Source organism: Shinella sp. 20P9.1.1, from assembly GCF_057798995.1.
Map to the genome: position 1 here is coordinate 1 of NZ_JBYOLC010000004.1, position 26,118 is coordinate 26,118.

The following is a 26,118-nucleotide window of genomic DNA, read 5'->3' on the forward strand; positions in this document are numbered from 1 at the left end:
GCGGCCGCCCATGCGCGCCACCATGCCTTCACGGCGATGGGCGTCGGCGGCTTCCTGCTGCCGGTGCTGGCCATCGCCACCTTTCTCACCATCAACGACGCGGTGGTCTACAAGACCTTCCTGCGCGGCGACGTCATCCTCGCCAGCCTGATCGACGTCACCAAGGCCTTCGGCACCAATATCTCGATTGCTGTCGCCGCCCAGGTCCTGTCCATGCTGCTCGGTCTGATGCTGGCGATCGGGCGTTCCCTGCAGGGATCGAGTTTCGTGCTGGTGCGCGCCGTCTGCGTCTTCTACGTCGATATCTTCCGCAGCCTGCCGGCCATCGTCATCATCTATCTCGTCTGCTTCGGCGTGCCGCTGATGGGCATTCCCGTTCTCAGCGACGGCGATCCGATGCTCTATGCCATCGTCGCGCTATCGCTCACCTATGCGGCCTATAATGGCGAGCAGTTCCGCGCCGGCCTCAAGGGCATCCATCACAGCCAGATTTCCGCTGCCCAGTCGCTCGGCATCCCGCCCGGCGCGGTGCTGCGCCTCATCGTGCTGCCGCAGGCGATGCGTCGCATCGCAGGCCCCATGCTCGGCAATTTCATCGCGCTCCAGAAGGATACGGCGCTGGTCAACATCGTCGGCATCGTCGATGCCTTTACTCAGGCCAAGATCTATTCGGCGAACTATTACAACCTGTCGTCCGTCACGGTCGTCTGCATCCTGTTCATCACCATCACCATTCCGCAGACCCGGCTTGTCGACTATCTCGTCGCTCGCGCCGACAGCAAGGAGGGCCGCTGAGATGGAAAAACCGCTCATCGAACTCAAGGGCATCGGCAAGTCCTACGGCAAATTCCGCGTCATCGACGGCATCGACCTCGATATCCAGCGCCATTCGGTCGTGTCGCTGATCGGCGCGTCCGGATCGGGAAAATCGACGCTGCTGCGCTGCCTCAACGGGCTGGAGGATATCCAGGAAGGCCAGATCCGGCTGGACGGCGAGGTGATTTCCGGCCTCGGCATCGATCACGTGGCGCTACGTCGCCGCATCGGCATGGTGTTCCAGAGCTACAATCTCTTTCCGCATATGTCGGTGCTCGGCAATTGCACCGTCGCGCTGGTCACGACCGGTTCGTGCGGCCGGGAGGAGGCCGAGGCGCGGGCGCTTGCCATGCTGGAGCGCGTCGGCATGCGCGACAAGGCGGGTGCCTTTCCCGACCAGCTTTCCGGCGGCCAGCAGCAGCGCGTCGCCATTGCCCGCACCATGATCATGCAGCCGGACGTGCTGCTGCTCGACGAGATCACCTCGGCGCTCGATCCTGAACTGGTGATGGAAGTGCTCGATCTGGTGCGCGATCTGGCAAAGCAGGGCATGACGATGCTACTCACCACGCATGAGATGAGTTTTGCGCGGGAAATCTCCGATAAAGTGTGCTTTCTCTATGCCGGCAGGATTCTGGAGGAGGGGCCGCCCGAACAGGTGTTCTCAGCCCCGCGCGAGCCGGCGACCCAGTCCTTCCTGCGCCGGGTGACAGCGGCGGGGCGGCTTTGAAGGTGCAGGCATATGAAGGACGTAAGATGGTGACGATCGCGGCCGGCGCGGCCATGCTTTCCGGTAGCGAGAAGGCGGCGAAATCGGAAGAGCGTTTCAGCGACAAGGTCTATGGCATCCTGCTCGATCGCCTTGTTCGCCTGCACTATCAGCCGCTGCAACCCCTCAACGAGCGAGAACTCACGGTGGAACTGGAGATCGGCCTCGCGCCGATCCGCGAGGCGCTGCGGCGGCTGGAAGGCGAGAACCTTGTGGTCATCTATCCGCGCCGGGGCATCTTCGCCGCCGATATCGGCCTGCGCGACCAGCAGTCGATCAAGGAGATACGGCTGGAAATCGAGGGGCTGGCGGCAGCTTTGGCGGCGATGCGCGCCACACCGCAGGAGCGGCAGGCGCTCGCCAAACTGGCCGATAGGCTTGTCGAAGAGACCGACATCTCCCTGCAGATCGCCGGCGATGCCGAACTGCATCGGCGCATTTACCGGATGGCACGCAACGATTATCTGGCGGCCATGCTGACGCAGAATTTCAACCTCGCCCTCCGGCTCTGGTATTTCTGCAATCAGAGCGCCCCCTCACCAGTGCCGGAAGCGGTGGATCACCGTCCGCTGGCCAATGCGATCCTCTCCGCAGACAGCGAAAGAGCCCGCGCGCTGATGCGCCAGCACGTCGCACACGATTCCGACCGCGTGCGCGACCTGCTCTTCAAGGGCTCCGCCTGATCTGGCGGGCGACCTGTTGAAATCCGGCGGGCTTGCCGATACCGGGAGGCCGGGTTACACGAGACAGGTTCTGCGATGCCGCCCCGTGGCGACGAAGCGATTGCCAAGGTGACGAACTTGTCCTCCGATGACCCGAAGAGTGCCGACGATACCGATCCGCTCATGGTGCGGTCGGTGGAAAAGGCGTTCCGGGTCCTGGAGGCCTTCGACGGTACCAACCGGAGCCTCAGCCTTGCGCAGATCGGCGCGAATGTTGGCCTCGACAAGAGTGCCGCGCAACGCTTTACCCATACGCTGAACAAACTGGGCTACCTGCAAAAGGACCCGGTGACGAAGCGTTTCGAGCTCAGCCTGCGCAGCCTCGAAATGGCGCGCCATTTCATCACCGCCAATCCGCTGGTCAACCAGGCGATGCCCTATCTTCTCCATCTCAGCCGCGAGACGGAGGAGGCGGTGAACCTGACGTTGCCTGACGGTACGGAGATCGTCTTCGCCGCCCGCTTCATGAGCCGGCATATGCTCAACACCGATGTCGTCGTCGGCACCCGCATGCCGGCCTTCTGCACGGCGCCGGGCCGGGCGATCCTCTCCCGACTGCCGGCCGCGGAAGCCCTGTCGCTCATCGAGCGGTCGCCCTTGCAGGCCTTCACACCGCAGACGGTGCACACCGTCGATGCTCTGGTCGAGCGGCTGGATGCCGCACGCAATGCCGGCTATGCCACGACCTGGGGCGAATTCTTCCCCGGCGATCTCTCGGTCGCCGCCGCAGTGCTCGATCAGACCGGCCGTCCGGTTGCCGCCGTCAATATCGGCGTTTCCAACGCGCGCTACACGCCCGAAAAGGCGGAAGAGACATTCGCGCCGCTCGTCGTCGCCGCCACGCGTTCGATCTCGCAGGCATCCTCCACCTTCTGACGTCTTCAAAGACGACTTTTAAGCCTTCGCCGGCCTGCCGGTGAATGATTTTTTGCGCCGTGAAAAAGGCCGTTGACAATTTCATGTATTGAAATACGATACTGTGTATCACAATACAATACGATGGATCGCATGACAAATTTCATTCTGACAGAGCAGCGTGGCGCCTGCCGCGTGATCACGCTGAACCGTCCCGAGGTTCTCAATGCCTGGCATTCCCAGATGCGTCTTGATCTCATGGTGGCGCTGGAGGCGGCCGAAGAAGACGCCGCCGTCGGTGCGATCATCATCACCGGGGCGGGCGAACGCGCCTTTGGCGCAGGGCAGGATCTCAACGAGACCAAGACTTTCGACCCCGATCGCGCAGAACTCTGGATCGGCGAATGGGAAAGGCTCTACGATCGTATCCGCAGCCTCTCCAAGCCGTTGATCATGGCGCTGAACGGCCTAGCCGCCGGCTCGGCCTTCCAGGTGACCCTGCTCGGCGATTTCCGCATCGGCCATGATGGCGTGAAGATGGGGCAGCCAGAGATCAATTCCGGCATCGCCAGCACGACCGGCCCATGGATCATGATGGAAATGATCGGGCTTGCGCGCACCACCGACCTGACCCTCAGCGGTCGCATGATGGAGGCGGCGGAATGCGTCGCCATCGGTCTCATCAACCGGATCGTCCCGCGCGAGGAGGTGCTCGAAGCATCGCTGGCACTTGGCGAACAGCTTGCCGCCAAGCCGCGGCTTGCCATGAAGCTCAACAAACAGCGCTTCCGTGAAGTCACCGAAGCCCGTTTCCGCGACGCGCTTGCAGCCGGCGTGCGCAACCAGCGCATCGCCTATGGCGATGGCGAGCCCAACCGCATGATGGAACAGTTCCTCGCTGCCAAATCCAAGGCAAAGTCCGGCTGAGCCGCGCCTGCCCTCCGCTTTTCAAGATCAATGACTTTTCAGGATTGTAGCGTGGAAGACCAAGGTTTCATTTCTCGCCTGCCGGCTCGGGCCGCCGCTTCGCCCGACGCCATCTATGCGACGTTCGACGGCGAACCGATCACCTTTGCCGATCTTCATCGCAAGTCGGACAGTGTTGCGGTCGCGCTTCGTCGCCTTGGTGTGGAGAAGGGCGATCGCGTTGCGCTGATGCTGCGCAACAGCCCCGACAGCCTCGCCGTGCTGTTTGCCATCGCCAAGTGCGGCGCCGTGTGGGTGCCGGTGAATGTGCAGCTGCGCGGCGATGGATTGAAATACATCCTGGAACATTGCGATCCGCGCGTCGTCTTCGCCGATCGCGATCTTTTCCAGAATATTTTGGAGTGCGGTGCCGACACCTCGGTGTTCCAGCTCGTCGCGGAGGCGGGCGACACCGAGTCGCTCGACCGGCTTGCCAGTGGCGATCATGCCTTCGTCGAGCCGCTGCCGTCTGCCGATGACCTCTTCGCGCTGAACTATACGTCCGGCACGACCGGCCGTCCGAAGGGGGTGCGCGTCACCCATCGCATGCTGCGCTATGCGGCGGAGGGTGCGATGCTCTGCTCGGATGCGCGCGATGGCGATGTCTTCTTCGTCTGGGAGCCGCTTTATCACATCGGCGGCGCGCAGCTCATCCCGATCCCGCTGCTGCGCGACGTCACGCTGTCCATGGTGCAGCGCTTCAGCGCCAGCCGTTTCTGGGATCAGGTGCGCGACTGCGGCGCGACGCAGATCCACTATCTTGGCGGCGTGTTGCAGATCCTCCTGAAACAGCCGGAGAGTGCGCGCGACCGTGACCACAAGGTTCGCGTCGCTTGGGGCGGCGGGTGCCCGCGCGATATCTGGCGCGCCTTCGAGGAGCGCTTCGGCACGCCGCTGCGCGAATGCTACGGCATGACGGAATCCTCCAGCATCACCACGTTCAACGCGGCCGGCGTGCTCGGCTCGGTCGGCACGCCCGTGCCGTGGCTTTCCGTCGAGATTCTCGACGAACAGGGTGCGCCCGTGGCGGCGGGCGTGCATGGCGAGATCGTCGTCCATCCGCGTCAGGCGGGCGCGGTCTTCGCCGGCTATTTCCGCAACGAGGAGGCGACCGCCAAGGCGCTGCGGCCGGACGGTTTCCACACCGGCGACCTCGGCATGATCGATGCAGACGGCAACCTCTATTTCCTCGGCCGCCTGACGGACAGCGTGCGGGTAAAGGGCGAGAACGTCTCGGCCTTCGAGGTGGAGCATGTCGCCGGCAGCCATCCGATGGTCGAGGATTGTGCGCTGATCGGCGTCAAAGCCGAGGTCGGCGAACAGGAGATCAAGCTGTTCATCAAGCCGAAGGAAGGGGCCGCCATCGATTATCCGACCTTCTCCGACTGGCTTGCCCAGCGTCTGGCGCCGTTCCAGAACCCGCGCTACCTCGCCGTAGTCGAGGATTTCGAGCGCACGCCGAGCCAGCGCATCATGAAACACCGGCTGCCCGCATCCGTCGAAGGCAGCTGGGACAGGCAGCAGCGCACCGGCCGATAAGGTCCGGTCCCGATACGCACGAAACCGCATACCCCAAGGGGAGACAGTCAGAATGAAGGCCGCCGTTCTCTACACGTTCAACGAAGACCTCGTCATCGAGGATGTGCCGATCGCCGATCCCGGCGATCGCGAAGTGCTGGTGCGCATCATCGCGACCGGCGTCTGCCACAGCGATCTCAGCGCCGCAAAGGGCAAGTCGCGCCCCAAGCTGCCGGTTATCCTCGGCCATGAAGCGGCCGGCATTGTCGAGCGCACCGGTTCGGCGGTGTCGAAGGTGAAGAAGGGCGACCACGTCATCCTCTCCTGGGCGCCCAATTGCGGCGAATGCTTCTATTGCCACAAGCGCCTGCCGACCATGTGCGATACTTATGGCGAGGCTGCAGGCGGCAACACGCTCTGGAAGGGTGCCCGCCGGCTTGGCAGCGCGCAGAAGCCGGTCAATCATTTCACTTGCGTCTCGAGTTTTGCGGAGCTTGCGGTCGTGCCGGAAGCGGGCTGCTCCAAGATCGAGGACGACATTCCCTTCGAGGTCGCAGCCCTCGTCGGCTGCGCGGTGACGACGGGTTTCGGTGCCGTGGTGAACGATGCGCGCGTCGAGCCCGGCGAGATCGTCGGCGTCATCGGTGTCGGCGGTGTCGGCATCAACGCCATCCATGCGGCGTCGGTCGCCGGGGCGGAAGCGGTCGTCGCCATCGATATCAATCCGGACAAGGACGCGGTCGCCCGCTCGTTCGGCGCGACGCACTTCCTGAATTCGGCAACGCAGGATGTCACCGCGGAACTGAAGGCGCTGAGCCGTGGCCGCGGACCCGACAGCATCATCGACTGCACCGGACGGCCGGCAGCCATCGCGCTTGCCTATGACAGCGTTCGGCTCGGCGGTTCGGTGATTTCCGTCGGCATCGCGGCGAAGGGCGAGATGGTCTCCCTGCCGGCCTCGACCTTGCCCAATACCCAGAAGCGCATCATCGGCAGCAACTATGGCGGCGGGGTTCCGGAGCGTGATTTCGAACGCATCCTCGGCCTTTACCGGGCGGGCCGTTTTGACCTCGACCGCCAGGTCGGCGCACGCGTGCCGCTGGAACAGATCAATGAGGCCTTCCGCTGGCTGAAGCAGGGCGTTCTTGCCCGCACGCTTGTGTGCTTCGACCGCTGACCGACGAAATCGAACGAGACAGATCATGTATCCCGATACCCAACTCTTCATCGCCGGCGAATGGACGAACGGCACGGACGGCGAAACGCTCGCGGTGCTCAATCCGGCGACCGGCGGTGAAATCGGCCGCGTTGCGAAAGCGACGACCGCAGACATGGATCGCGCGCTTGCCGCCGCCGCCAAAGCCTTCGAACAGTGGCGCAAGACGACGGCGCGCGAGCGTGCAAAACTGCTGCATGCAGCCGCCGACAATTTGCGCGCCCGCATCGAGGACATCGCGCCCATCCTGACCATGGAGCAGGGTAAGCCTCTCGCCGAAGCCCGCTCGGAACTGCGCAACGCCGATGATGTCATCCGCTGGTTCGCGGAAGAGGCCATTCGCTCCTACGGCCGCATCATCCCGGCGCGCAAGCCCGGCGTGCAGCAGATGGTCATGAAGGAGCCGATCGGCGTCGTCGCCGCGTTCACGCCCTGGAACTATCCGGTCGCCCAGGCGATCCGCAAGATCTGCGCGGCCCTTGCCGCCGGCTGTACCGTCATCCTGAAGGCCGCGGAAGAGGCCCCGGCCTCCTGTGCGGCCATGGTCCGCGCCTTTGCCGATGCCGGTTTCCCGGAAGGCGCGATCAACCTGCTCTACGGCGTGCCGTCGGACATCTCCGAATACCTCATTCCGCATCCGGTGATCCGCAAGGTGTCCTTCACCGGTTCGACGCCGGTCGGCAAACATCTGACCGCGCTCGCCGGCGCCCACATGAAGCGGGTGACGATGGAGCTCGGCGGCCATGCGCCGTACATCGTCTGCGCCGATGCGGACCTTTCGTCCGCCGTTTCGATGCTGGCCGGCCACAAGTTCCACAATGCCGGTCAGGTCTGCATCGCGCCGACGCGCGTGCTCGTGGAAGAGCCTGTCTTCGACAATGTTCTCGAAGATTTCGTCAATGCGGCCAAGGCCGTGAGGGTAGGGGATGGGCTTTCCGACGGCATAGACATGGGGCCGATGGCGAACGCCCGCCGGCTCGACGCCATGGACCGGCTGATCGGCGACGCCGTCGCAAAGGGCGGCCGCCTGCTGACCGGCGGCAACCGCATCGGCAACGCCGGCTTCTTCTTCGAGCCGACGGTGCTGGCCGACGTGCCGCTGGACGCTGCGATCATGAACGAGGAGCCGTTCGGGCCTGTCGCGGTCGTCAACCGTTTCGCGGCGGTGGATGCGGCGATCGCCGAGGCGAACCGGCTGCCGTTCGGCCTGGCTGCTTATGCCTTCACACGCTCCCAGAGACATGCGCAGCGTTTCGCCGAAGACATTGAAACGGGCATGCTTTCGATCAACGATTACGGCCTTGCCTATGCGGAGGTTCCCTTCAATGGCGTGAAGGATTCCGGTTACGGCTCCGAGGGCGGTCCCGAGGCGCTGGAGACGTTCCAAACGGTCAAGTTCGTTTCACAAACGAATTTGTGAAAATCATCAAAATGAAATCTTGACTTCATTTTTTCATTGGTGTGAATTCGACATTGAAGTGAACGCACAGGAAAGACCCTCTCCGCCATGTCCCAGAACGCCTATGCCCTCCCGCAGCGCGCGCCCCTCTATCAGGCGCCGCCCTTCGACTACAAAGCCTTCAGCAAGGTCAGTGTGTTCTGCCGCGTTGACGAAGCGGCGATCCGCGCGGCTCTGCCGGCGCAGTTCGAGGTTCGGGGGGACGTGATCGAATTCTTCATCATGGACGTGCCGGCCGGTGGCGCGCTTGGGTCCTATGCGGAAGGCGGCATCGTCGTGCCGATGAGCTACCAGGGTCGCCCGGGCGGTCACGTGCTGTACGAGATCGTCACCAATGACGACTCCATGGCGGTCGGCCGCGAGGTCTGGGGCTATCCGAAGAAGATGGGCGAAGTGGCGTGGAAGGCGAGCGATACGGCAGTCACGGCCAAGCTCTCGCGCCGCGGCACCTCGCTGATCGAGATCGACTTCAAGGCCGATGGCCCGGCCTTCGAGAAGCCGGCTCTGCATCCGCGTTTCCAGACCCGCATCATTCCCTCGCCGGAAAGTGCGGCGGTCGAAACGCAGATCATCGAGAACTCGCTCGGGCAGTCCGAAACGCTTCGCCACGCTCTCGGCACGGCCGAGATCAAGGTCGGCGGCAGCGCCAGCGATCCGTTCTCCGATTTCCAGATCCGCGAGATCGTCGGCGCGGAAATGATCGTCGCCAACTTCGTCCTCGGCTTCGGCAAGATCGTCGGCTGAGGCGGAATTAACAGGGAACCGTACACATGATGTGTGCAAAAGCGCCCGAAAAGATGTTCAGACTCGATGAAAAGCGGGTCTTCATCACCGGTGGCGGTGGAGGCATCGGCCGCGCTGCGGCGCTGATGTTCGCCGCTTTCGGGGCGCATGTGGTGGTTCTCGACAGGGATCGGACGGCGGCGGAAGCCGTCTGCCGGGAGGTGCGGGAGGCCGGCGGTGCGGCGACGGCCCTCGCCCTCGACGTGACCGACGAGGCCGACGTTCTCGCTGTTTTCGCCGCGGCGGAACAGGAGGCCGGCGGCCTCGACATCCTCGTCAACAATGCGGGCATCTCGATCCGCCGCCCTTCGACCGAACTTGCGATCGAGGACTGGAACAGCGTCGTCTCGGTCAACCTGACGGGCATGTTCCTGTGCTCGCGGACGGCCGCCCGCTCCTGGATTGCCCGCGGCATTCCCGGCGTGGTGATCAACACGGCGTCGATCATGAGCTTTTCGGGCGGCGGTCTCCATCCGAACGTCTCCTACCAATCGACCAAGGCCGGCGTGGTGAACCTCACCCGGACGCTGGCCGTCGAATGGGCCGACAACGACATTCGCGTCAATGCGGTGGCGCCGACCTGGGTCCGTACGCCGCTCATCGATCATTTGATGATCGACGGGGCGCAGATGGAAAAGATCCGCAGCCTGACGCCGCTGAAGCGCCTGGCAGAACCGGACGAAGTGGCCTCCGCCATGATTTTCCTGGCCGGACCGGCCTCGGCAATGACCACCGGCCATGTGTTGGCGGTGGACGGCGGTTATCTCGCGAAATGAGGAGGGCGACGGGAAACTTCAGGTAGTCGTGCGCCTGGTCACTATCGTGAAGAATGTAGCTAATAATTTCACGCATGCGTTGCCCGGACGGGAGTTCCGTGCAACGAATCTCAACGAGCAAAAGGGGAACCAAAATGAACAGAACCCGTATACTTCTTTCTGCCGCAGCCCTCCTCTTCGCCTCCGGCGCCATGCCGGTGCTGGCGGACGATATCGTGCTGGGCGGTAGTGCGCCGATGTCCGGCGCGCAGGCCGAGTTCGGCCAGTCGCAGATCGACGGCGCCCAGCTCTATTTCGACCAGCTGAACGAGAAGGGCGGCATCAAGGGCAACAAGATTGTCTTCCGCCCGCTCGACGACCGCGCCGACCCGCGCCAGGGCACGCTCGTCGCCCAGCAGTTCTGCGACGACAGCGCCGTCATCGGCGTCATCGGCCACATGAACAGCGGCGTCACCATGCCGGCCCTCGACATCTACTCGGAATGCGGCATGCCGCAGGTCGTGCCCGCCACGAACCCGGAACTCATGCGCATGGGCTTCAAGACCGTCGTGCGCCCCGTTGCCAACGACTTCGTGCAGGGCGCGTTGCCGGCGAAATACGTCACCGAAAAGCTCGGCTTGAAGAATGCCGTGCTCGTGCATGACAAGACCGTCTTCGGCCAGGGCATTGCCGGCGTGTTCAAGGACAATTTCGAAGCTGGTGGCGGCAAGGTCTCCGGCATCTACGGCACGAACCCCGAGGACGTCGATTTCTCGGCGCTCATCGCCTCGATCAAGCTGGAAAACCCCGACGTCGTCTATATGGGTGCCGGCATGCCGCAGCTTGCTCTGTTCCTCAAGCAGATGCGCGAGCAGGGCCTGAAGGCCCAGTTCATAGGCCCCGATATCGGCTTCACCGTCGATTTCATCACGCAGGTCGGTGCGGCCTCCGCCGAGGGCGCGCTCATGACCTTCCAGCTTCCGCCCTATGATTCCTCGCCGGAACTGAAGGATTTCTCCGATCGCCATCAGGCCCGCTTCGGCCGCGCACCCGGTCCCTATGCCTCGCTTGGCTTCGCCAACGCGCAGGTGATGGCCGCTGCAGTCGAAAAGGCCGAAAGCCTTGACCGCGAAGGCGTTCTCGCCCAGCTGCATGGCGTGACGGTCGAAACTCTGCTCGGCCCGGTCGCCTTCGATGAGAATGGTGAAAACACCACCGCGCCGATGTACCTCTACGTCGTCAAGGACGGCAAGTTCGAGCTGATCAAGCAGTAATCAGCCGGACATTTGTTCAACGGGGCCGGCGCAGTCCGTGCCGGCCCGTCGTCACAAAGGCGATTCCCTTGTTCGACTATTTTCTTCAACAGCTGATCTTCGCGCTCGCTATCGGTGCGATCTACGGATTGATCGCCCTCGGCTACACGATGGTCTACGGCGTGATGCGCCTGATCAATTTCGCCCATGGCGAGTTCTTCATGCTCGGGCCGTATATCTACACGTTCCTCTTCAGCGGTCTCCTTGGTCTCGGTGGCCTGGCCCCGGTGCTGGACTCCGCCATTGCCATCGTCGCGAGCTTCGTGATCGTCGGCCTGCTTGGCGTGGCGATCGAGCGCTTCGCTTACCGGCCCCTGCGCGCCTATGGCCGCCTTGCGCCGATGCTGAGTGCGCTCGGCATGTCCATCGTGCTGCAGAGCGCGGTGCGTGTGACGGTCGGTCCGCAGCCGGTGCATTTCCCGGCGATCGTGCCGAGCACGCCGATCGATGCGCTCGGCGGCATGGTGACGACGGTGCAGCTCGGCATCCTCGCTGCCGCTGTCCTGCTGATGGTGGGCTTGACGCTCTTCGTCAACGGCACGCGCCTCGGGATCTGGATCCGCGCGGCGTCGGAAAGCTGGACGACGTCGAGCCTGCTCGGCATCCGCGTCAACCGTGCCGTCAGCCTCGTCTTCTTCATCGGCCCCGGGCTGGGCGCCATGGCGGGCATCATGTACGCCTCCTATTACGGCATCATGCAGCCGACCATGGGCTCCGTCATCGGCCTGAAGGCCTTCACGGCAGCCATTCTCGGCGGCATCGGCTCCATTCCCGGCGCCATGCTCGGCGGCTTCCTGCTCGGCGCGATCGAGACCTTCGGCACGGCCTTCCTGCCGATCCTCTCCTTCGGCTATATCGGCACGGAATATCGCGATGTCTTCGCCTTCGCCGTCCTCATCCTCGTTCTTCTGTTCAAGCCCGCCGGCCTGCTCGGCGAGACCGTCTCGGAAGAAACGACCGTCGCAAAGAAGGATTACTGACCCATGGGGAATTCGGTGATCGCCCGGCGGCTCGGCCTTCTCGCAGTTCTCGCGCTTTGCGTGGTTCTGCTGGCGCTGGTGCCGTACCTTCCGTCCTATTACGTCCGCGTCGTGGACAGTATCCTGATCTACATCATCCTCGCCGTCGGTCTGAACCTCGTGGTTGGCTATGCGGGTCTGCTCGATCTCGGCTTCATCGCCTTCTACGCGGTGGGCGCCTATGCCTATGCCCTGCTCGCCAGCGGGCAGTTCGACATCCACCTGCCGTTCATCGTCATCCTGTTCATAGGGGCGGCGGCCGGTGCCATAGCGGGGGTCCTTCTCGGTTTCCCGGTGCTGAAGCTGCGCGGCGACTATCTCGCCATCGTCACGCTCTCCTTCGGTGAAATCATCCGCATCGCCATCAACAATGCCGATGAGCTGACCAACGGTCCGCAGGGCATTGCCGGCCTCGACCGGGCAAACCTCTTCGGCCTGCCGCTGACCAGCCCGGTGCATTTCTACTGGCTGCTGCTCGCGCTGACCGTCATCGTCTGCGCCGGCGTTTACTACATGGAACGCTCGATCCTCGGCAAAGCCTGGCGGGCGCTGCGCGAGGACCAGGATGTGGTGCGCGGTCTCGGCATCAACACGACGACGCTGAAGCTGCTGGCCTTCGCGCTCAGTGCGGCGATCGGCGGGGCAGGTGGGGTGATCTTCGGCTCGTTCCAGCGCTTCGTCAGCCCGGAAAGCTTCACCTTCCAGGAATCGCTACTCGTCGTCCTGATCATCATCATCGGGGGCGTCGGCAATATCGTCGGCGTCATCGCGGGGGCAATCGTGCTCGTGATCCTGCCGGAAGTCCTGCATTTCGCCGCGCAATACCGCCTGCTTATCTACGGCGTCGTGCTCGTGACCGTCATCGTGCTTCGCCCCGGCGGCCTCGTTTCGCCCCGCTTCAACCTCGGCTTCATCATTCGAAAGGTCCGGACCCTATGGCTCTCGCCCTCGAAAACGTAAGCAAGCATTTCGGCTCACTCGTCGCGATCCGGAACTTGTCGCTGTCCTTCGACGTCGGTTCGATCTACTCGATCATCGGGCCGAACGGTGCCGGCAAATCGACCGTCGTCAACATGATCGCCGGCTCCTACTCTGTGACGTCAGGCACGATCCGGCTCGGTGCGACGGCGCTCAACCGGTTGCCCAAGCACCGTATCGCCCAGCTCGGCGTGTCGCGCACCTACCAGAACCTCCGCCTCTTCGACGGCATGACGGTTCTGGAAAATCTCGAGGTCTGCTTCTTCCCGCAGTCGTGGCTGACCTTCCTTACCGGTGCGAAACGGCTGAGCAAGGCCGAGCGGCTCGAGATCTGCCATGCCTGCCTCGCTGAATTCCATCTGTCGGACGTGGCGGATGTTCTGGCAGGCGACCTGCCGTACGGACGCCAGAAGATCCTGGAACTGGCGCGCGCCTTCGTCACGCAAGCGCCGATCGTGCTGCTCGACGAGCCGGCGGCCGGTCTCAACCATACCGAAACAAAGGACATGGCGGCGATGATCGCCGGCCTGAAACGTGAAGACCGCGCGATCATCCTCGTCGAGCACGACATGGACATGGTGATGTCCATTTCCGACCGGATCGACGTCTTGAACTATGGCGAGCTGCTTTGCTCCGGCACGCCGGATCTGGTGCGCACGAACGAAAGAGTGCAGGAGGCCTATCTTGGAACCACGGAAGAACTCGACGACATCCGCAAGCTTGCTCAAAGTCGCCGGGCTCAAGGCGGGCTACGGGCGAACGCAGGTATTGTTCGGCATTGATCTGGAAGTCCGCGCCGGCGAGATCGTCACGATCATCGGCGCGAACGGCGCGGGCAAGACATCGACGCTACGCTCGATTTCCGGCCTGACGCAGATCTATTCCGGCGAGATCGAATTCAAGGGCCGGCCGATCAGGGGCCTGCCGCCGGAAGAGATCACCCGCCTGGGTCTCGCCCATTGCCCCGAGGGTCGCCAGATTCTTCAGCGGCTGACGGTCGAGGAGAACCTGCTGGCAGGCTACATTCCCGGCCGCGGGCGCAGCTTCGACGAGATTCGGACCCAGGTCTATGACATGTTCCCGATCCTCAAGGAGCGGCGTCATTCGCTGGCAAGCCGCATGAGCGGCGGCCAGCAGCAGATGCTGGCGATCGGCCGCTCGCTGATGGCGACGCCCGAACTCCTGATGCTGGACGAGCCGTCGCTCGGGCTTGCGCCAAAAATCATCAACCAGATCTTCGAGATCATCATCACGCTGTCGAAGTCCGGCATCAGCCTCATCGTCGTCGAGCAAAACGCGGCGGTGGCGCTGGAAATCGCTGACTATGCCTATGTGATCGATGCCGGCCGCTGCTCGGTGGAGGGGGGCGCAAACAACGTGCTCAACGATCCCGATCTCAAAGCCGCCTATCTCGGCGCCTGACCAGGGATTCCAGGAGGAAACATGTCAAAAGCCGAGACCTCCATCCTGATCTCCGGCGCGGCCTCCGGGATCGGGCGGGCAACTGCGCTTTGCCTTGCGAAAGGCGGCGCTGCGCTCACCCTGTTCGACCGCAATGCGTCGGCAATGGCGGAGGTGGCAGGTGCCTGCCGGAGCCAAGGTGCGGCGGTGGTCGCGGTGGCGGGTGACGCCGCCTCCGATGCCGACGTCGCCGCTGCGGTCGGCGGAGCCATCGAGGCGCACGGTTTTCTCTCCGGCGTAGTCGCCGCAGCCGGCGTCGCGCGAAAGGGCGATGTCACGACGCTGACCGACGAGACCTGGGAGATCACGCTGGCCGTGAACCTTACGGGCCCGTTCCTTTTGGCGCGGCATGCGGTTCCGCACCTGTTGCGCAACCCGTCCTCCGCCTTTGTCGCGGTCAGTTCGGACTCGGGCGTGCGCGGCTCGCGTGGCTACGCCGCCTACAGCGCATCCAAGCATGGCGTGGTTGGCCTGATCCGCTGCATGGCGCTCGACCATGGTTCCCAGGGCCTGCGCAGCAATGTCGTCTGCCCGAGCTTCGTCGACACGCCCATGGCCGACGGTCTCCTTAAGGAAAGCGGCGGCGGCTACGACCGCGCCTTTTACGAGCGCCGCGTGCCGCTCGGCCGTTTCGCCAGGCCGGACGAAGTGGCCGATGCCATCGGCCACCTGCTGTCGCCGCAGGCGAGTTATGCCAACGGCATGGTCTATATGCTGGATGGCGGCACCACGGCGGGAACGTTTGGCTGAAATGACCCGGTAGATGGGGACAACCGACCCGGCGGTGATTGCAATCTAAGGCTGGCGTTGACTTCGATGAAGTGTTTGATCAATTCCATCATTCAAGTGAATTTATCAGGTTATGCTCGATGTCCAATTCTGTTTTCGAAGTCCCGACGCCCGATCATGTGGGTAAGACGCTGCGTGAGCTTCGACGCTCGCGGCGCATCACCATCCAGCAGCTTGCCGAAGGGCTGAATCGCTCGACGGGTTATGTCAGCCAGCTCGAACGCGGCCTGTCGCAACCGACGCTGAAGGATCTCTACGCGGCCTGTACGATCTTCGGCGTGCCGATGAGCTGGTTCGTCGATCTGGAAGAGAAGCAGCCGGAGGCCGAGCGCGAAAAGGATGTCGTCGTTCGCAGCGGGCAACGTCGCTTCATGCTGCATCGGGGCGCGCGAACCGAACTCCTGACGCCGCAACTCGATTCCGATGTCGAATTCATGATGTCGACCTTCGAACCCGGTCTTGAAACGGAACCCAAGAACGTGCCGACGGCAGGCGCCGAATACGGCTACATCCTCAAGGGGCGCCTGGAGCTCTGGGTCGACGAGGAAAAGTTCGAACTCTTCGAGGGCGACAGCTACCGCTTCGACCGCTCATCGACCTATCGCTCCCACAATCCCTCGAAGACCGAACCGACCATCATCATCTGGGTCGGCGTTTACAAGTAGATCACGGCAGGCGGGCACGCATGGCATCTTCCCTTTTCGACCCCGCGGCATTTTCGGGCAAGGTCGCCTTCGTTTCCGGCGCTGCTTCGGGCATCGGCGCTGCAACCGCCCACAGACTGGCCGATCTCGGTGCAAAGCTCGTTCTCGCCGATCGGGACAAGGTACGTCTTGACGCTCTTGCCGAAACACTCGCACCGGAGAACGTGCTGGCGGTCGAAGTCGACGTCACGGCGATCGCAAGTGTGGAGGACGCCGTCGTGCGTGGTGTCGACCATTTCGGTGGCCTCGATCTCGCCGTCAATTCCGCCGGCATCGACCTGCCGCGCTGCGAAACGGCGTCTTATCCGTCTGAGCAATGGGAGAGGATCATCGCGGTCAACCTGACCGGCGTGTTCAACGCCGTCCGGCACCAGGTTCCGGCCATGTTGGCGCGTGGCGGCGGATCCATCGTCAATGTTTCTTCCATTATGGGGTTTCGCGGTTTTCCTGGCCAGCCGGCCTATACCGCGGCCAAACATGGCGTGATCGGCCTCACCAAGGCGGCCGCCCTAGACCATGCAGCACAGGGCATCCGCATCAACGCCGTCGCGCCGGGCTTCATCGACACGCCGTTGCTCGGCCATCTGAGCGACGAAAAGCGCAACGCCGCAGCCGCCCTTCATCCGATGCAGCGGGTCGGGCAGGCGGACGAGATCACCAATGTCATTCTCTTCCTGCTCTCCGATGCCGCGTCCTTCGTCACCGGCGCATGCTTTGAAGCTGACGGCGGATATCTCGCAAAGTGAGGAAGGGCGCTCCATAGACCTCGAAGCGGAACCGTTTTCCGGACAGAACGCCTTGGTGGCCTCCGCACCCTTGCAACACGGTTCCGCCTTCAGGCTACCGGGCGGATAATTGATGCCGGCATGGATGACGCCGCTGTTGTGGCCGGTCTGGGGCCGGCCGAGCGCATCTTCCTTTTCGAGAAGGAGAAGGCTGCTGCCGGAATAGGTTTCGAGCAGCCGCATGGCTTTTGCCAAGCCCACGACACCCCGCCGATGACGCAATGGTCGATCGCAAACGATACTGCCCGCTCGTCCAGCATCGTGGGATCAAATTCGTCTTTCCGTGCCAAGGTCGAATTGTCATGCGTTCTCGCACCATGAACTCTGTTTCTATCGGAATGTGAATCAATTTTGGGTTCATCCGCTCGTGCGCCGGTTCTTGTGTTGATCCTGCCCCTCTCCACTGGCTATGAGGAAGCAGGTTCTGAGGACATTCCATGAAATCAGTTATTTACCGCCTTCGGGCGCCGCCGTTGCATTGCTGATGTGAAACAGACCTCCGAATGTCTGCAGGCAAAGCATGGCCTCGTCATTCGGACCCCGGACAGAAAGATCCTACTCTCCAGGCGGCGACGCGACAGCGACGTCGGCCTTCGATGCGGCGTGGCCTGTAAGTGCCCGTGCCGCGCATTCGATACGAATCCCAGGAAGCGCCGACATGAGCACGTTTGCCGAAATCCAGTCCAAGATCCAATCCGGCCTGCCGTCGCAGGAAATCGATCTGGGTGACAACAAAGCTTTACTGACGGTGGCTGAGGCAGCGCAGCTCGTTGCGGCGGGCGTGCATTTCGCAGCAGGCGACGCCATAACCATCCTTGATGCGGCGGAGAACATAGAGGCGGTCGATGCCAACGGCATCGCTTCACTTGCAACCATGGGGGCCGCGTCTCTTGTGGCGACAGACCGCGGCCTCGAACTCGACCTTTCGCAGATCAACGCCATCGCCAATGGCGGTCTTTCAGTTACCACCCGCTATGAAAGCGTGACTTCGACGCAGGAAGCGGCAACGCTCGTCAACAACATCGGCTCCTTCTATCCCAAGGCAGACCAGTCGGTGGTGGTACTCGCAAACGAAGGCTATGTCGTCACGTGGCGCTCTTCCGCCAATCAGGGCGACGTCCACGTCCAGCTTTTCGACACGGATGGCAACAAGCGCGGCGGCGACTTCACGGTACATGCCGATGTCACCCGTCAGCAAACCGATCCGACGATCACCGCATTATCGGATGGCGGCTTCGTCGTTGCCTGGCAAGGGCGCGATTCCAACGGCGCGGGTGTCTATCTGCAGCGCTTCGATGCCGACGGCAACCGTTTGGGCGGCGAGACGCTGGTCAACACGCAGACAACAGGCGAGCAGCAGCATCCCACGATCGTGGCCTTGGCCGGCGGCGGTTACGCCGTTACGTGGTTATCCTACGGTTCCAATCTTTGGAGCGCCACGGCCCAGGTTTTCGGGGCCAATGGCCAACCTGTCGGCGGTGAACTCACGCTCGGCGCGCATCTCTATGAAGAGGGCATGCGGTCTTTCAGCGTCAAAGCGCTCTCCAACGGCAGTTTCGTCTTCACCTGGATGACCGAGGATCTCGGGGTCGAGGCCCGTATCGTCGCGGCCGACGGAACCATCGTCGGCTCCCTTGTCACCGCGGGCTCCGAAAAAGGCTATTATCCCGAGGTCACCGCCCTGTCGGGCGGCCGCTTCGTCCTTGCCTGGACCTGGGAGGATGCGGCCATCGGGCAGAGTGGCGATGTGCGCTGGCAGATGTTCGACGGTCAAGGCAACAGGATCGGCGACACGCAGACGGCCAACACCGACACCACGGACCGCCAGGCCGACATATCGATCGCCGCCACCGCGGATGGCGGTTTCGTCGCAACCTGGCTTTCCTTCAAACCGGCAACCTCCGTCACTTCACTTCATGCGCAGAAATATGACGCGCAGGGAAATCCGGTGGGCGGCGAACTCACCGTTGCTGCGCCGACGCCGGACGACATGTATGCACCGAAAATCACCGCATTGCCGGATGGCGGCTTCGCCGTGGCATGGGCGACAAACTCCGACAGTGGCGAGAGCCACGCCTATTTTCAGATATTCGGTCGGGATGGCGGGAAGATCGGCGACGCCATCCGGGTCGGAACGGAATCGAACGCGCAGCGGGAACCCAGCATAACCGTTCTGGCAAATGCGGATATTCTCATCACCTGGCTTTCCGACTCTTCGAATGGATCCAGCGTGCTGTCCCTGCGGCTTGCGCACGACACGGAAAAGGTGTCGCTCAAGAGTACCGCCAGCGCCGTCAACGGCTTGACGCTTGCAGATATTGCGAACTTTGCCGAGCTGGGCGTGCAAACCTTCAAGGTCAGCGACGGCGGCGACGTCAGGCTTTCGAAGGCCATTCTCACCGAAATGCGTGCGATGGAGGGGTTCAAGATCACCGGGGCGGGCTCCGTCACGCTGATGGACACGGGACACGGGATTGAAGCGCTATCGGTCACCGATATCGTCGCGCTGAAGACGCTCGGCGTGACCAGTCTCGAGGTCAGTGATAACAAGATCACACTGTCCCTGGATCAGGCCATGGCCTACCTCGACGCAGGCATCACGCTGGCCAGCGGTGATGTGGCGACGGTCGAGATGACATTCCTTGAGCTCGTAGCGCTGAATAGCAATATCAACGCGCTGGTAGCCTTCGGCATGAAGATCATCGACCTCACAGAGAATGAGATCACCCTCGGCCTGGTTGGATACCGCTATCTCGACAGTATCGGCGTGCGCTTTGCGGCATCGGATGTGCTGACGCTGACCGACTACAAGTTCAACATCGTCAATCTGACCGTGGCGGAAATCGCCGAACTGGCCGAATGGGGTATCACGAAAATCGATACCAATGCCGCGGAAACGGAACCGGCCGTTCTCTCCCTGGCGCAGGTGAAGGCTTTCGCTGCCGGTGGGATCAGCTTCGCCGCGGATGAACTGGTTCATCTCTCCGACGGTGTCGCGGCGCTGTCCAGCCTCAGTGCCGGCGACATTGCAGATCTCGCGGCGGTCGGCGTTTCCAAGGTGGTCGTCGAGCAGGCCCTGGCGCTCACCGTCTCGCAATTCGCTGCCTATGCGGAGCACGGTATCGACGTACAATCCCTCAACGGGATCATTTCGGTCCACGATGCCGGTGCCAATTTCGCCGCGCTCGCAGCCGATGCGATCGCCGGGCTTTCCGCCCTTGGCATCACGATACTCGACGTGACCGACAACAAGGTCGTGCTTTCGCTTGCCGCGATCAAGGCCTATGCGGCGGCGGATGCGAACTTCGCCAGCGACGACCGGGTCGTCATGGGCGTAACGGCCGCATCGCTTTCAGCAACGAGTGCCAGTGATCTTGCCCTGGCGAAGGCTTTTGGCGTTGCTGCAATTACCACGACACAGTCCAGTCTGGACCTCGCCGTCGCCACGGCGGAGAGGGTGAGAAGCGCGAGCTTGTCGCTGGATTCGGACTTCACTGCCCGTATCGCCGATACCGCTGCAAACCTTCTTTCGCTCAGTTTCCAGGACGTTTCCAGCTATCGTGAGATGGGGATCGATGGTTTACGGCTGGTCGATAGCGGCAGCGTCATTGCGGGTCTGTCACTTGCCAACATCGCCAATCTCGCAGGCAGGAGCGTCAGCGAAGTCGATGTCACCAACGGCGCCGTGACGCTCACCCTTGCGCAGGCAAACCAGTTTGCGGCCTCGGAAATCGTCTTCGCCGCAGCGGACACCATTGTCGTCACCGCATCCTCGGCGAGCTTGAGCGACCCGGATACGCTCGATCTCATCGGGCTGGCGGCCATTCATGTCGACCGGATCGATGCCTCCGACAACAAGCTCACCCTGACGCTTGCCGCCGCTCAGACTTATGTCAACGCCGGCATCGGTTTCACGGCCGCCGATACCGTGACGGTAAAGATCAGCTATGCCGAGGCAAAAACGCTCTCCAAGGCAACGGGCAGCGCATTGCATGCCGCCGGCGTGGATCGTGTCGAAATCGATATGACCGCGAATGAGTTGAAGGCGCTGACCTATACCGAGCTTAAAGCGTTCGTCGCCGCCGGTGTCGATGGCATCACGGGGCTGACGACCGTCACCTTCTCCAACCTCACCTACGATCTCGTCACCCATACGGCGAATTACAACCCCGTCATCACTTCCAACGGTGGCGGTGCGACTGCGTCAATAACAATTGCTGAAAACACGAAGGCCGTCACGACCGTTCGGGCAACGGACAAGGAGGCGGCAACGCTCACCTATTCCATCGTCGGCGGCGCGGACAAGGCGTTCTTCACCATCGATGCCCGAACCGGTGCGCTCGTCTTCAAGGCCGCGCCCGATTATGAGACCCCGAAGGACAGCGGAAAGAACAATGTCTATGACCTCATCGTACAGGTCAGCGACGGGAGACTGATCGATACGCAGGCGCTCGCGGTGAGCGTGAAAGATGTCAACGAGGCGCCCACGGTGCCTACGCTCTCAGGCACTGCCGTCAAGGAGAACGTCGCGACCGGAACCCTTGTCGGAACTTTTGCGTCGAAAGATCCGGACGGCAAGGCGCTGAGCTACAAGCTTCTCGATACGGCAGGTGGCCTCTTCAAGCTTTCGGGCTCCAAGCTGGTGACGGCAAAGGCGATAGATTACGAGAAGATGCAGAAGGACACGGTGACGATCGAGGTCTTCGACGGCCTGCACAAGGTGACGAAGGTTTTCACCATCACGGTTACGGATATTCTGGAAACGATCACGGGTACGGCGAAGGGCGAGGTGCTCAAGGGCGGTATCGGCATGGATCGGATCGTCGGGCTTGCCGGCAACGACACACTCCATGGCTATGCCGGCAACGACAGCCTGGAAGGCGGCGACGGCAATGACGTGCTGATCGGCGGGGCCGGCGCCGACCGTCTCCTTGGCGGCAATGGCATCGACATCGCTTCCTATGCTGGCGCAAAGGCGGGGGTCGTGGCAAGCCTCGCCAAACCCTCGATAAATACGGGCGACGCCAAGGGGGATACTTATTCGTCCATCGAGAACCTGACAGGCTCCTCTTATGCTGACCGCCTCACGGGCGATACCAAGGCCAATGTCATCGACGGCGGTGCGGGTGATGATGTGCTTTCGGGCGGGGCGGGAAATGACCGGCTGACCGGCGGGCTCGGCTTCGACGGCCTCTATGGTGGCGCCGGCAGCGATCGATTCGTCTTCCGGTCGGTCAAGGAACTCGGCACGTCGAAAACGGTGACGGACACGCTCTTCGATTTCTCGCAGAAGGAGAAGGATTTGATCGATTTTACCGCGATCGATGCGAACCTGAACAAGGCGGGAGACCAGGCCTTCACCTTCATCGGCGCAGCCAAGTTCTCAAATGCCGCCGGCGAACTCCGCTACGAAAAGACGAAGGCTGACACCTATGTCTATGGAGATATCGATGGCAACGGCAAAGCTGATTTCGTCCTGCATATCGACGTTGCGCTTAATCTAAAGACAGATGATTTCCTTTTGTAACCGACGCGAAATAAGGCCCTGTCAGGTCGAACGGCGAAGTCGTTTCTGCAGTGTTTTGTTTCAAACTTGTTAATGAAGGCCACCGTTACTAGCGCTTTCGAACGGCTGATAAGCTTGGTGTCGCCGAAGGATTCGAGCTGTAAGCTTCACTTGGCGTGCCTTCTCTGAGTTGCTGGTGTCGCACGGCATATTTAAAAGCCGTTGCACGGACCAAACTCCGGATGAGCGGAGATTGTTCATAAGGCATTGGACGTCTGCTTGCGCGCCGCAAGGAGCCCGTCGAGCCAGTTGGAGCGCATCTCGGGGACGGAGGAGAGCAGTAGTTCCGTATAGGGATGATAGGGTGGCGAGAAGATTTTTTGCGTCTCGCCATAGGCGACAACTTCGCCCTTGCGCATGACGGCGACCTGGTTGGCGATGCGCCGCACGGTGCCCAGATCGTGGGTGATGAAGAGATAGGCGAGGCCGAGTGTTTCCTGTAATTTGCGCAAGAGGTTGAGGATCTCTTCAGCGACCAGCGGATCGAGCGCCGAGACGACCTCGTCGCAGATGACGACATCGGGTTCCGCTGCAAGTGCCCGGGCGATGCAGACACGCTGTTTCTGGCCGCCCGACAGGGCCGGCGGCCTGCGCAGGAGATAGCTTTCCGGAAGCTCGATCTGGCGCAGAAGCGCCAGCACCCGCTCCCGCACCTCTTCCTTCGATTTGCCGAGATAGAATTCGATCGGCCGGCCGATGATCTCCAGCAGGGTCTGCTTCGGGTTCAGCGCGAGATCCGGGATCTGGTAGATCATCTGGATGCGCCGCAACGTATCGCGCGAGCGCTCGTGCAGCGCCGGCGGCAGGCTCTGGCCCTTGAAGTGGATGTCGCCGCTTTCGCGCGGCAGCAGGCCCACGACGACGCGCGCCAGCGTGCTCTTGCCGGAACCGGATTCGCCGACGATGGCCAGTGTTTCGCCACGCTTCAGCTCAAGGCTGACATCGCTGACGGCACGGTTCAGGCCGCTATAGCTCGCTACGACGGCTTTCAGGCTGAGGACCGGCGCTTCTCCCGCGTGATTATCGGTAATGAAATGCCCGGTCATGGCGGCGGCGCGCTCGGCGACAAGCTGTTTCGTATAGGTCTCCTGCGGGTTTTGCAGGATATCGTCGGCAGTCCCCGTTTCGACCGTCTTGCCGTGCCGGAGCACCATGATGCGGTCGGCGATCTGGGCGACGACGGCGAGGTCGTGGGTGATGTAGAGCGCGGCGGTTCCGCGGTCGCGGATGAGCTTGCGGAAAGCGGCCAGCACTTCCACCTGGGTGGTGACGTCGAGCGCGGTGGTGGGTTCGTCGAAGACCAGCAGGTCCGGTTCGGTGATCATCGCCATCGCGGCCATGGCGCGCTGCAATTGGCCGCCGGAGGCCTGGTGCGGGTAGCGGTTGCCGAAGGTTTCCGGGTCGGGCAGCTCCAGCGCGCGGAACAGGTTCGTCGCGCGCTGCTTGGCCTCGGCCTTGCCCAGGAGCTTGTGGCGTATCGCCACCTCGCAGACCTGCCGGCCTATGGTCAGCGCCGGATTGAACGAAGCAGCCGCGCTCTGCGCGATATAGGCGATCCGCGCGCCGCGCAGGGCGCGTCCCTCGCGTTCGGAGAGGTCCAGGATGTCGCGGCCGTCGAAGAGGATCCGCCCGGCGGTGATTGCGCAGCCGGTTCGCGTATAGTTCATGCTGGCGAGGCCGATGGTCGATTTGCCGGCGCCGGATTCGCCGATGAGGCCGAGAACCTCGCCGCGTTTCAGCGTGAAGCTGGCGTTTTCGACCAGAACCGCGGCACCTGACGAGGTGGCCGCCTCGATGCGCAGGCCTTGCACGTCCAGCAGTGTCGTATCCCGTTGCCTGTCGTTCATAGCGGTTCTCAATGTTCGGCTGCGGTTTTCGAGGTCAGCCAGTCGACCACGAGGTTGATGCCGATGGTCAGGAGGGCGATGGCACCAGCCGGATAGAAGACCGTGGGGACGCCAAGCATGATCATGGCCGAATAGTCCTTCACCATGCTGCCCCAGTCGGCGCTGGGCGGCTGGATGCCAAGGCCGAGGAAGCTCAGGGCCGAGATGAAGAGGAAGGTGAAGCAGAAGCGTAGCCCGAATTCGGCGACGAGCGGCAGCACGGCATTGGGCAGTACTTCCCGGCGCACGATCCACCACAGGCCTTCGCCGCGCAGCCTTGCGGCCTCGACGAAATCCAGCGCGACGATATTCATCGCCAGCGCCCGGCTGACGCGGAAGATGCGGGTGGCGTCGAGCAGGCAGATCGTCACGACGAGCACGACGAGGTCGGTGCCGAGGACCGAGAGCACGACCATGGCGAAGATCAGGGCGGGCATCGACAGAAGCAGGTCGACGATGCGCGAGAGCACCATGTCCGCCGTCTTACCGAGCACGGCGGCGGAAAAGCCGCCGAACACGCCGAGCGAGAAGGAGAGCGCGGTGATCAGCAGCGAAAGGCCGATGGAAAGCCGCGCGCCGTAGAGCAGGCGCGAGAGCACGTCGCGCCCGAGATTGTCGAGGCCGAGCCAGTGGGCGGCGGTGGGGCTTGCCCAGGCGCGCCCGACCACTTCCGCTTCCGGATAGGGGGCGATGACGGGGACGAGGAGGGCCGCAAGCGCGTTGATGACGACGATGGCAAGGCCGATTTGCGCCTTGAGCGGCATCTTATGACCGAAAAGCCGCATGGGTGTTACCTCGGATGCCGCAGGCGCGGATTGCTGACGATGGCCAGGATGTCCGCGATCATGTTGAGCGATATGAAGACGGCGGCGAAGATCAGGCCGCAAGCCTGCACGACCGGAACGTCGCGCTTGGAAACGGCGTCCACCATGGACTGGCCGAGACCCGGATAGACGAACACGACCTCGATCACCACCACGCCGACGATGAGATAGGCGAGGTTGAGCGCGACCACGTTGATGATCGGCGCCAGCGCATTGGGCAAGGCGTGCTCGACCACGACGCGCCATTTCGCCAGCCCTTTGAGAACGGCCATCTCGATATAGGGGTTGGACATGACCGAGATCACCGAGGCGCGCGTCATGCGCATGATATGCGCCATGATGACCAGAACGAGCGTCAGCATCGGCAGGAAGGTCATGTAGAGCCGTTCAGTGAAGGATGTCTCGGGTGTCACGCTCGCCAGCACCGGGAAGAGGCCCCACTGCACCGCCACCCATTTGATCAGCAGGTAGCCGAGGAAATATTCCGGTAGCGAGATGGCAAGCAGCGTCACGGCATTGGCCGCGCTGTCGAAGGCGCTGCCCTGCCAGGCGGCGGCAAGCACGCCGAGCCCGACGGACAGTGGAACGGCAATCATCGCGGCGTAAAGCGCCAGGAAGAACGTGTTGTAGAGACGCGGCGCAAGATCCTGCGCCACGTCGCGATGGTTGACGAGGGACGTGCCGAGATCGCCGTGCACCGCATTGCCGAGCCACTCGGCGTAGCGCTCCACGGCCGGCCGGTCGAGGCCGAGTTCCTCGCGCAGCGCGGCGACGTTCTCGGGGGTCGCATTGTTCTGCAACACCGCCTGGGCCAGATCCCCCGGAAGGATCTGGGTGCCGGCGAAGATCAGCACGGATGCGGCCCACAAGGTTATCAGCCCGAGTGCCGCCCGTTTGAGCACGAGATTGAGCACGGTTCCCCCTTCTTGTTGTA

Annotated in this window: 22 protein-coding genes and 1 pseudogene; 19 read left to right on the forward strand and 4 right to left on the reverse strand. The window is 62.6% G+C overall.

What is annotated here, in order from left to right; all coding sequences use genetic code 11:
• From AC27VQ_RS08060 to AC27VQ_RS08145, 18 genes are all read left to right on the forward strand, one after another.
• Positions 1-795: amino acid ABC transporter permease (locus AC27VQ_RS08060; RefSeq protein WP_488715876.1), on the forward strand; the 795-nt coding region annotated here is incomplete at its 5' end.
• Between the two features lies 1 nt (position 796).
• Entirely contained in the window at positions 797-1,546 is a 750-nt protein-coding gene (locus AC27VQ_RS08065) for an amino acid ABC transporter ATP-binding protein (protein WP_488715877.1), read from the forward strand.
• A gap of 26 nt (positions 1,547-1,572) precedes the next feature.
• Positions 1,573-2,268: a GntR family transcriptional regulator gene (locus AC27VQ_RS08070; protein WP_313530613.1), complete on the forward strand. Its 696-nt coding sequence runs from the start codon at positions 1,573-1,575 to the stop codon at positions 2,266-2,268.
• Positions 2,269-2,343: 75 nt separating this feature from the next.
• Entirely contained in the window at positions 2,344-3,183 is an 840-nt protein-coding gene (locus AC27VQ_RS08075; protein ID WP_421590366.1) for an IclR family transcriptional regulator, read from the forward strand.
• 132 nt (positions 3,184-3,315) lie between these two features.
• On the forward strand, positions 3,316-4,089 hold the full coding sequence (locus tag AC27VQ_RS08080) for an enoyl-CoA hydratase/isomerase family protein (protein ID WP_421590364.1): 774 nt from the start codon (positions 3,316-3,318) through the stop codon (positions 4,087-4,089).
• Between the two features lie 51 nt (positions 4,090-4,140).
• On the forward strand, positions 4,141-5,667 hold the full coding sequence (locus tag AC27VQ_RS08085) for an AMP-binding protein (RefSeq protein WP_488715878.1): 1,527 nt from the start codon (positions 4,141-4,143) through the stop codon (positions 5,665-5,667).
• A 52-nt stretch (positions 5,668-5,719) separates the two neighbouring features.
• Positions 5,720-6,823 (forward strand): Zn-dependent alcohol dehydrogenase, encoded by a 1,104-nt coding sequence (locus AC27VQ_RS08090; protein WP_488715879.1) that lies wholly within the window; start codon positions 5,720-5,722, stop codon positions 6,821-6,823.
• A gap of 25 nt (positions 6,824-6,848) precedes the next feature.
• Positions 6,849-8,282 carry an NAD-dependent succinate-semialdehyde dehydrogenase gene (locus AC27VQ_RS08095; RefSeq protein ID WP_488715880.1) on the forward strand — a complete coding sequence of 478 codons (1,434 nt, stop codon included), beginning with the start codon at positions 6,849-6,851 and terminating at the stop codon, positions 8,280-8,282.
• 87 nt (positions 8,283-8,369) lie between these two features.
• Positions 8,370-9,065 carry an acetoacetate decarboxylase family protein gene (locus tag AC27VQ_RS08100; RefSeq protein WP_313530600.1) on the forward strand — a complete coding sequence of 232 codons (696 nt, stop codon included), beginning with the start codon at positions 8,370-8,372 and terminating at the stop codon, positions 9,063-9,065.
• A gap of 53 nt (positions 9,066-9,118) precedes the next feature.
• Positions 9,119-9,880, forward strand: a complete 762-nt coding sequence (locus AC27VQ_RS08105) for an SDR family NAD(P)-dependent oxidoreductase (protein WP_488715881.1) — start codon at positions 9,119-9,121, stop codon at positions 9,878-9,880.
• 134 nt (positions 9,881-10,014) lie between these two features.
• The gene (locus AC27VQ_RS08110) at positions 10,015-11,133 is read left to right on the forward strand and encodes a branched-chain amino acid ABC transporter substrate-binding protein (protein ID WP_488715882.1); all 1,119 of its coding nucleotides are present in this window, start codon (positions 10,015-10,017) and stop codon (positions 11,131-11,133) included.
• 68 nt (positions 11,134-11,201) lie between these two features.
• Positions 11,202-12,152: a branched-chain amino acid ABC transporter permease gene (locus tag AC27VQ_RS08115; RefSeq protein WP_313530592.1), complete on the forward strand. Its 951-nt coding sequence runs from the start codon at positions 11,202-11,204 to the stop codon at positions 12,150-12,152.
• A 3-nt stretch (positions 12,153-12,155) separates the two neighbouring features.
• Positions 12,156-13,151 carry a branched-chain amino acid ABC transporter permease gene (locus AC27VQ_RS08120; RefSeq protein ID WP_488715883.1) on the forward strand — a complete coding sequence of 332 codons (996 nt, stop codon included), beginning with the start codon at positions 12,156-12,158 and terminating at the stop codon, positions 13,149-13,151.
• Complete coding sequence (locus AC27VQ_RS08125) at positions 13,127-13,951, forward strand: ABC transporter ATP-binding protein (protein WP_264222795.1); 825 nt, start codon at positions 13,127-13,129, stop codon at positions 13,949-13,951. Before AC27VQ_RS08120 ends, AC27VQ_RS08125 begins: the two co-directional genes overlap by 25 nt.
• Positions 13,890-14,591, forward strand: a complete 702-nt coding sequence (locus AC27VQ_RS08130) for an ABC transporter ATP-binding protein (protein ID WP_488715884.1) — start codon at positions 13,890-13,892, stop codon at positions 14,589-14,591. The genes AC27VQ_RS08125 and AC27VQ_RS08130 overlap by 62 nt, the downstream gene beginning before the upstream one ends.
• A gap of 21 nt (positions 14,592-14,612) precedes the next feature.
• A complete protein-coding gene (locus tag AC27VQ_RS08135; RefSeq protein ID WP_488715885.1) occupies positions 14,613-15,380 on the forward strand; it encodes an SDR family NAD(P)-dependent oxidoreductase in 768 nt (255 codons plus the stop codon).
• 119 nt (positions 15,381-15,499) lie between these two features.
• Complete coding sequence (locus AC27VQ_RS08140; RefSeq protein ID WP_488715886.1) at positions 15,500-16,084, forward strand: helix-turn-helix domain-containing protein; 585 nt, start codon at positions 15,500-15,502, stop codon at positions 16,082-16,084.
• A 20-nt stretch (positions 16,085-16,104) separates the two neighbouring features.
• A complete protein-coding gene (locus tag AC27VQ_RS08145) occupies positions 16,105-16,869 on the forward strand; it encodes an SDR family NAD(P)-dependent oxidoreductase (protein ID WP_488715887.1) in 765 nt (254 codons plus the stop codon).
• A 30-nt stretch (positions 16,870-16,899) separates the two neighbouring features.
• On the opposite strand, the pseudogene AC27VQ_RS08150 reads toward AC27VQ_RS08145, so the two are convergent.
• Positions 16,900-17,168 (reverse strand): annotated as a pseudogene (locus AC27VQ_RS08150) (FAD-dependent oxidoreductase); the annotation flags it as partial.
• A gap of 398 nt (positions 17,169-17,566) precedes the next feature.
• Between AC27VQ_RS08150 and AC27VQ_RS08155 the strand changes: the two are divergent.
• Entirely contained in the window at positions 17,567-22,435 is a 4,869-nt protein-coding gene (locus AC27VQ_RS08155; protein WP_488715888.1) for a M10 family metallopeptidase C-terminal domain-containing protein, read from the forward strand.
• Between the two features lie 236 nt (positions 22,436-22,671).
• On the opposite strand, the gene AC27VQ_RS08160 is transcribed toward AC27VQ_RS08155, so the two are convergent.
• The 3 genes from AC27VQ_RS08160 to AC27VQ_RS08170 are packed head-to-tail and all read right to left on the reverse strand — an operon-like array spanning position 22,672 to position 26,098.
• On the reverse strand, positions 22,672-24,321 hold the full coding sequence (locus tag AC27VQ_RS08160; protein WP_488715889.1) for an ABC transporter ATP-binding protein: 1,650 nt from the start codon (positions 24,319-24,321) through the stop codon (positions 22,672-22,674).
• Between the two features lie 8 nt (positions 24,322-24,329).
• A complete protein-coding gene (locus AC27VQ_RS08165; protein WP_488715890.1) occupies positions 24,330-25,145 on the reverse strand; it encodes an ABC transporter permease in 816 nt (271 codons plus the stop codon).
• Positions 25,146-25,150: 5 nt separating this feature from the next.
• Positions 25,151-26,098 carry an ABC transporter permease gene (locus tag AC27VQ_RS08170; protein ID WP_421590342.1) on the reverse strand — a complete coding sequence of 316 codons (948 nt, stop codon included), beginning with the start codon at positions 26,096-26,098 and terminating at the stop codon, positions 25,151-25,153.
• Positions 26,099-26,118: the final 20 nt, after the last annotated feature.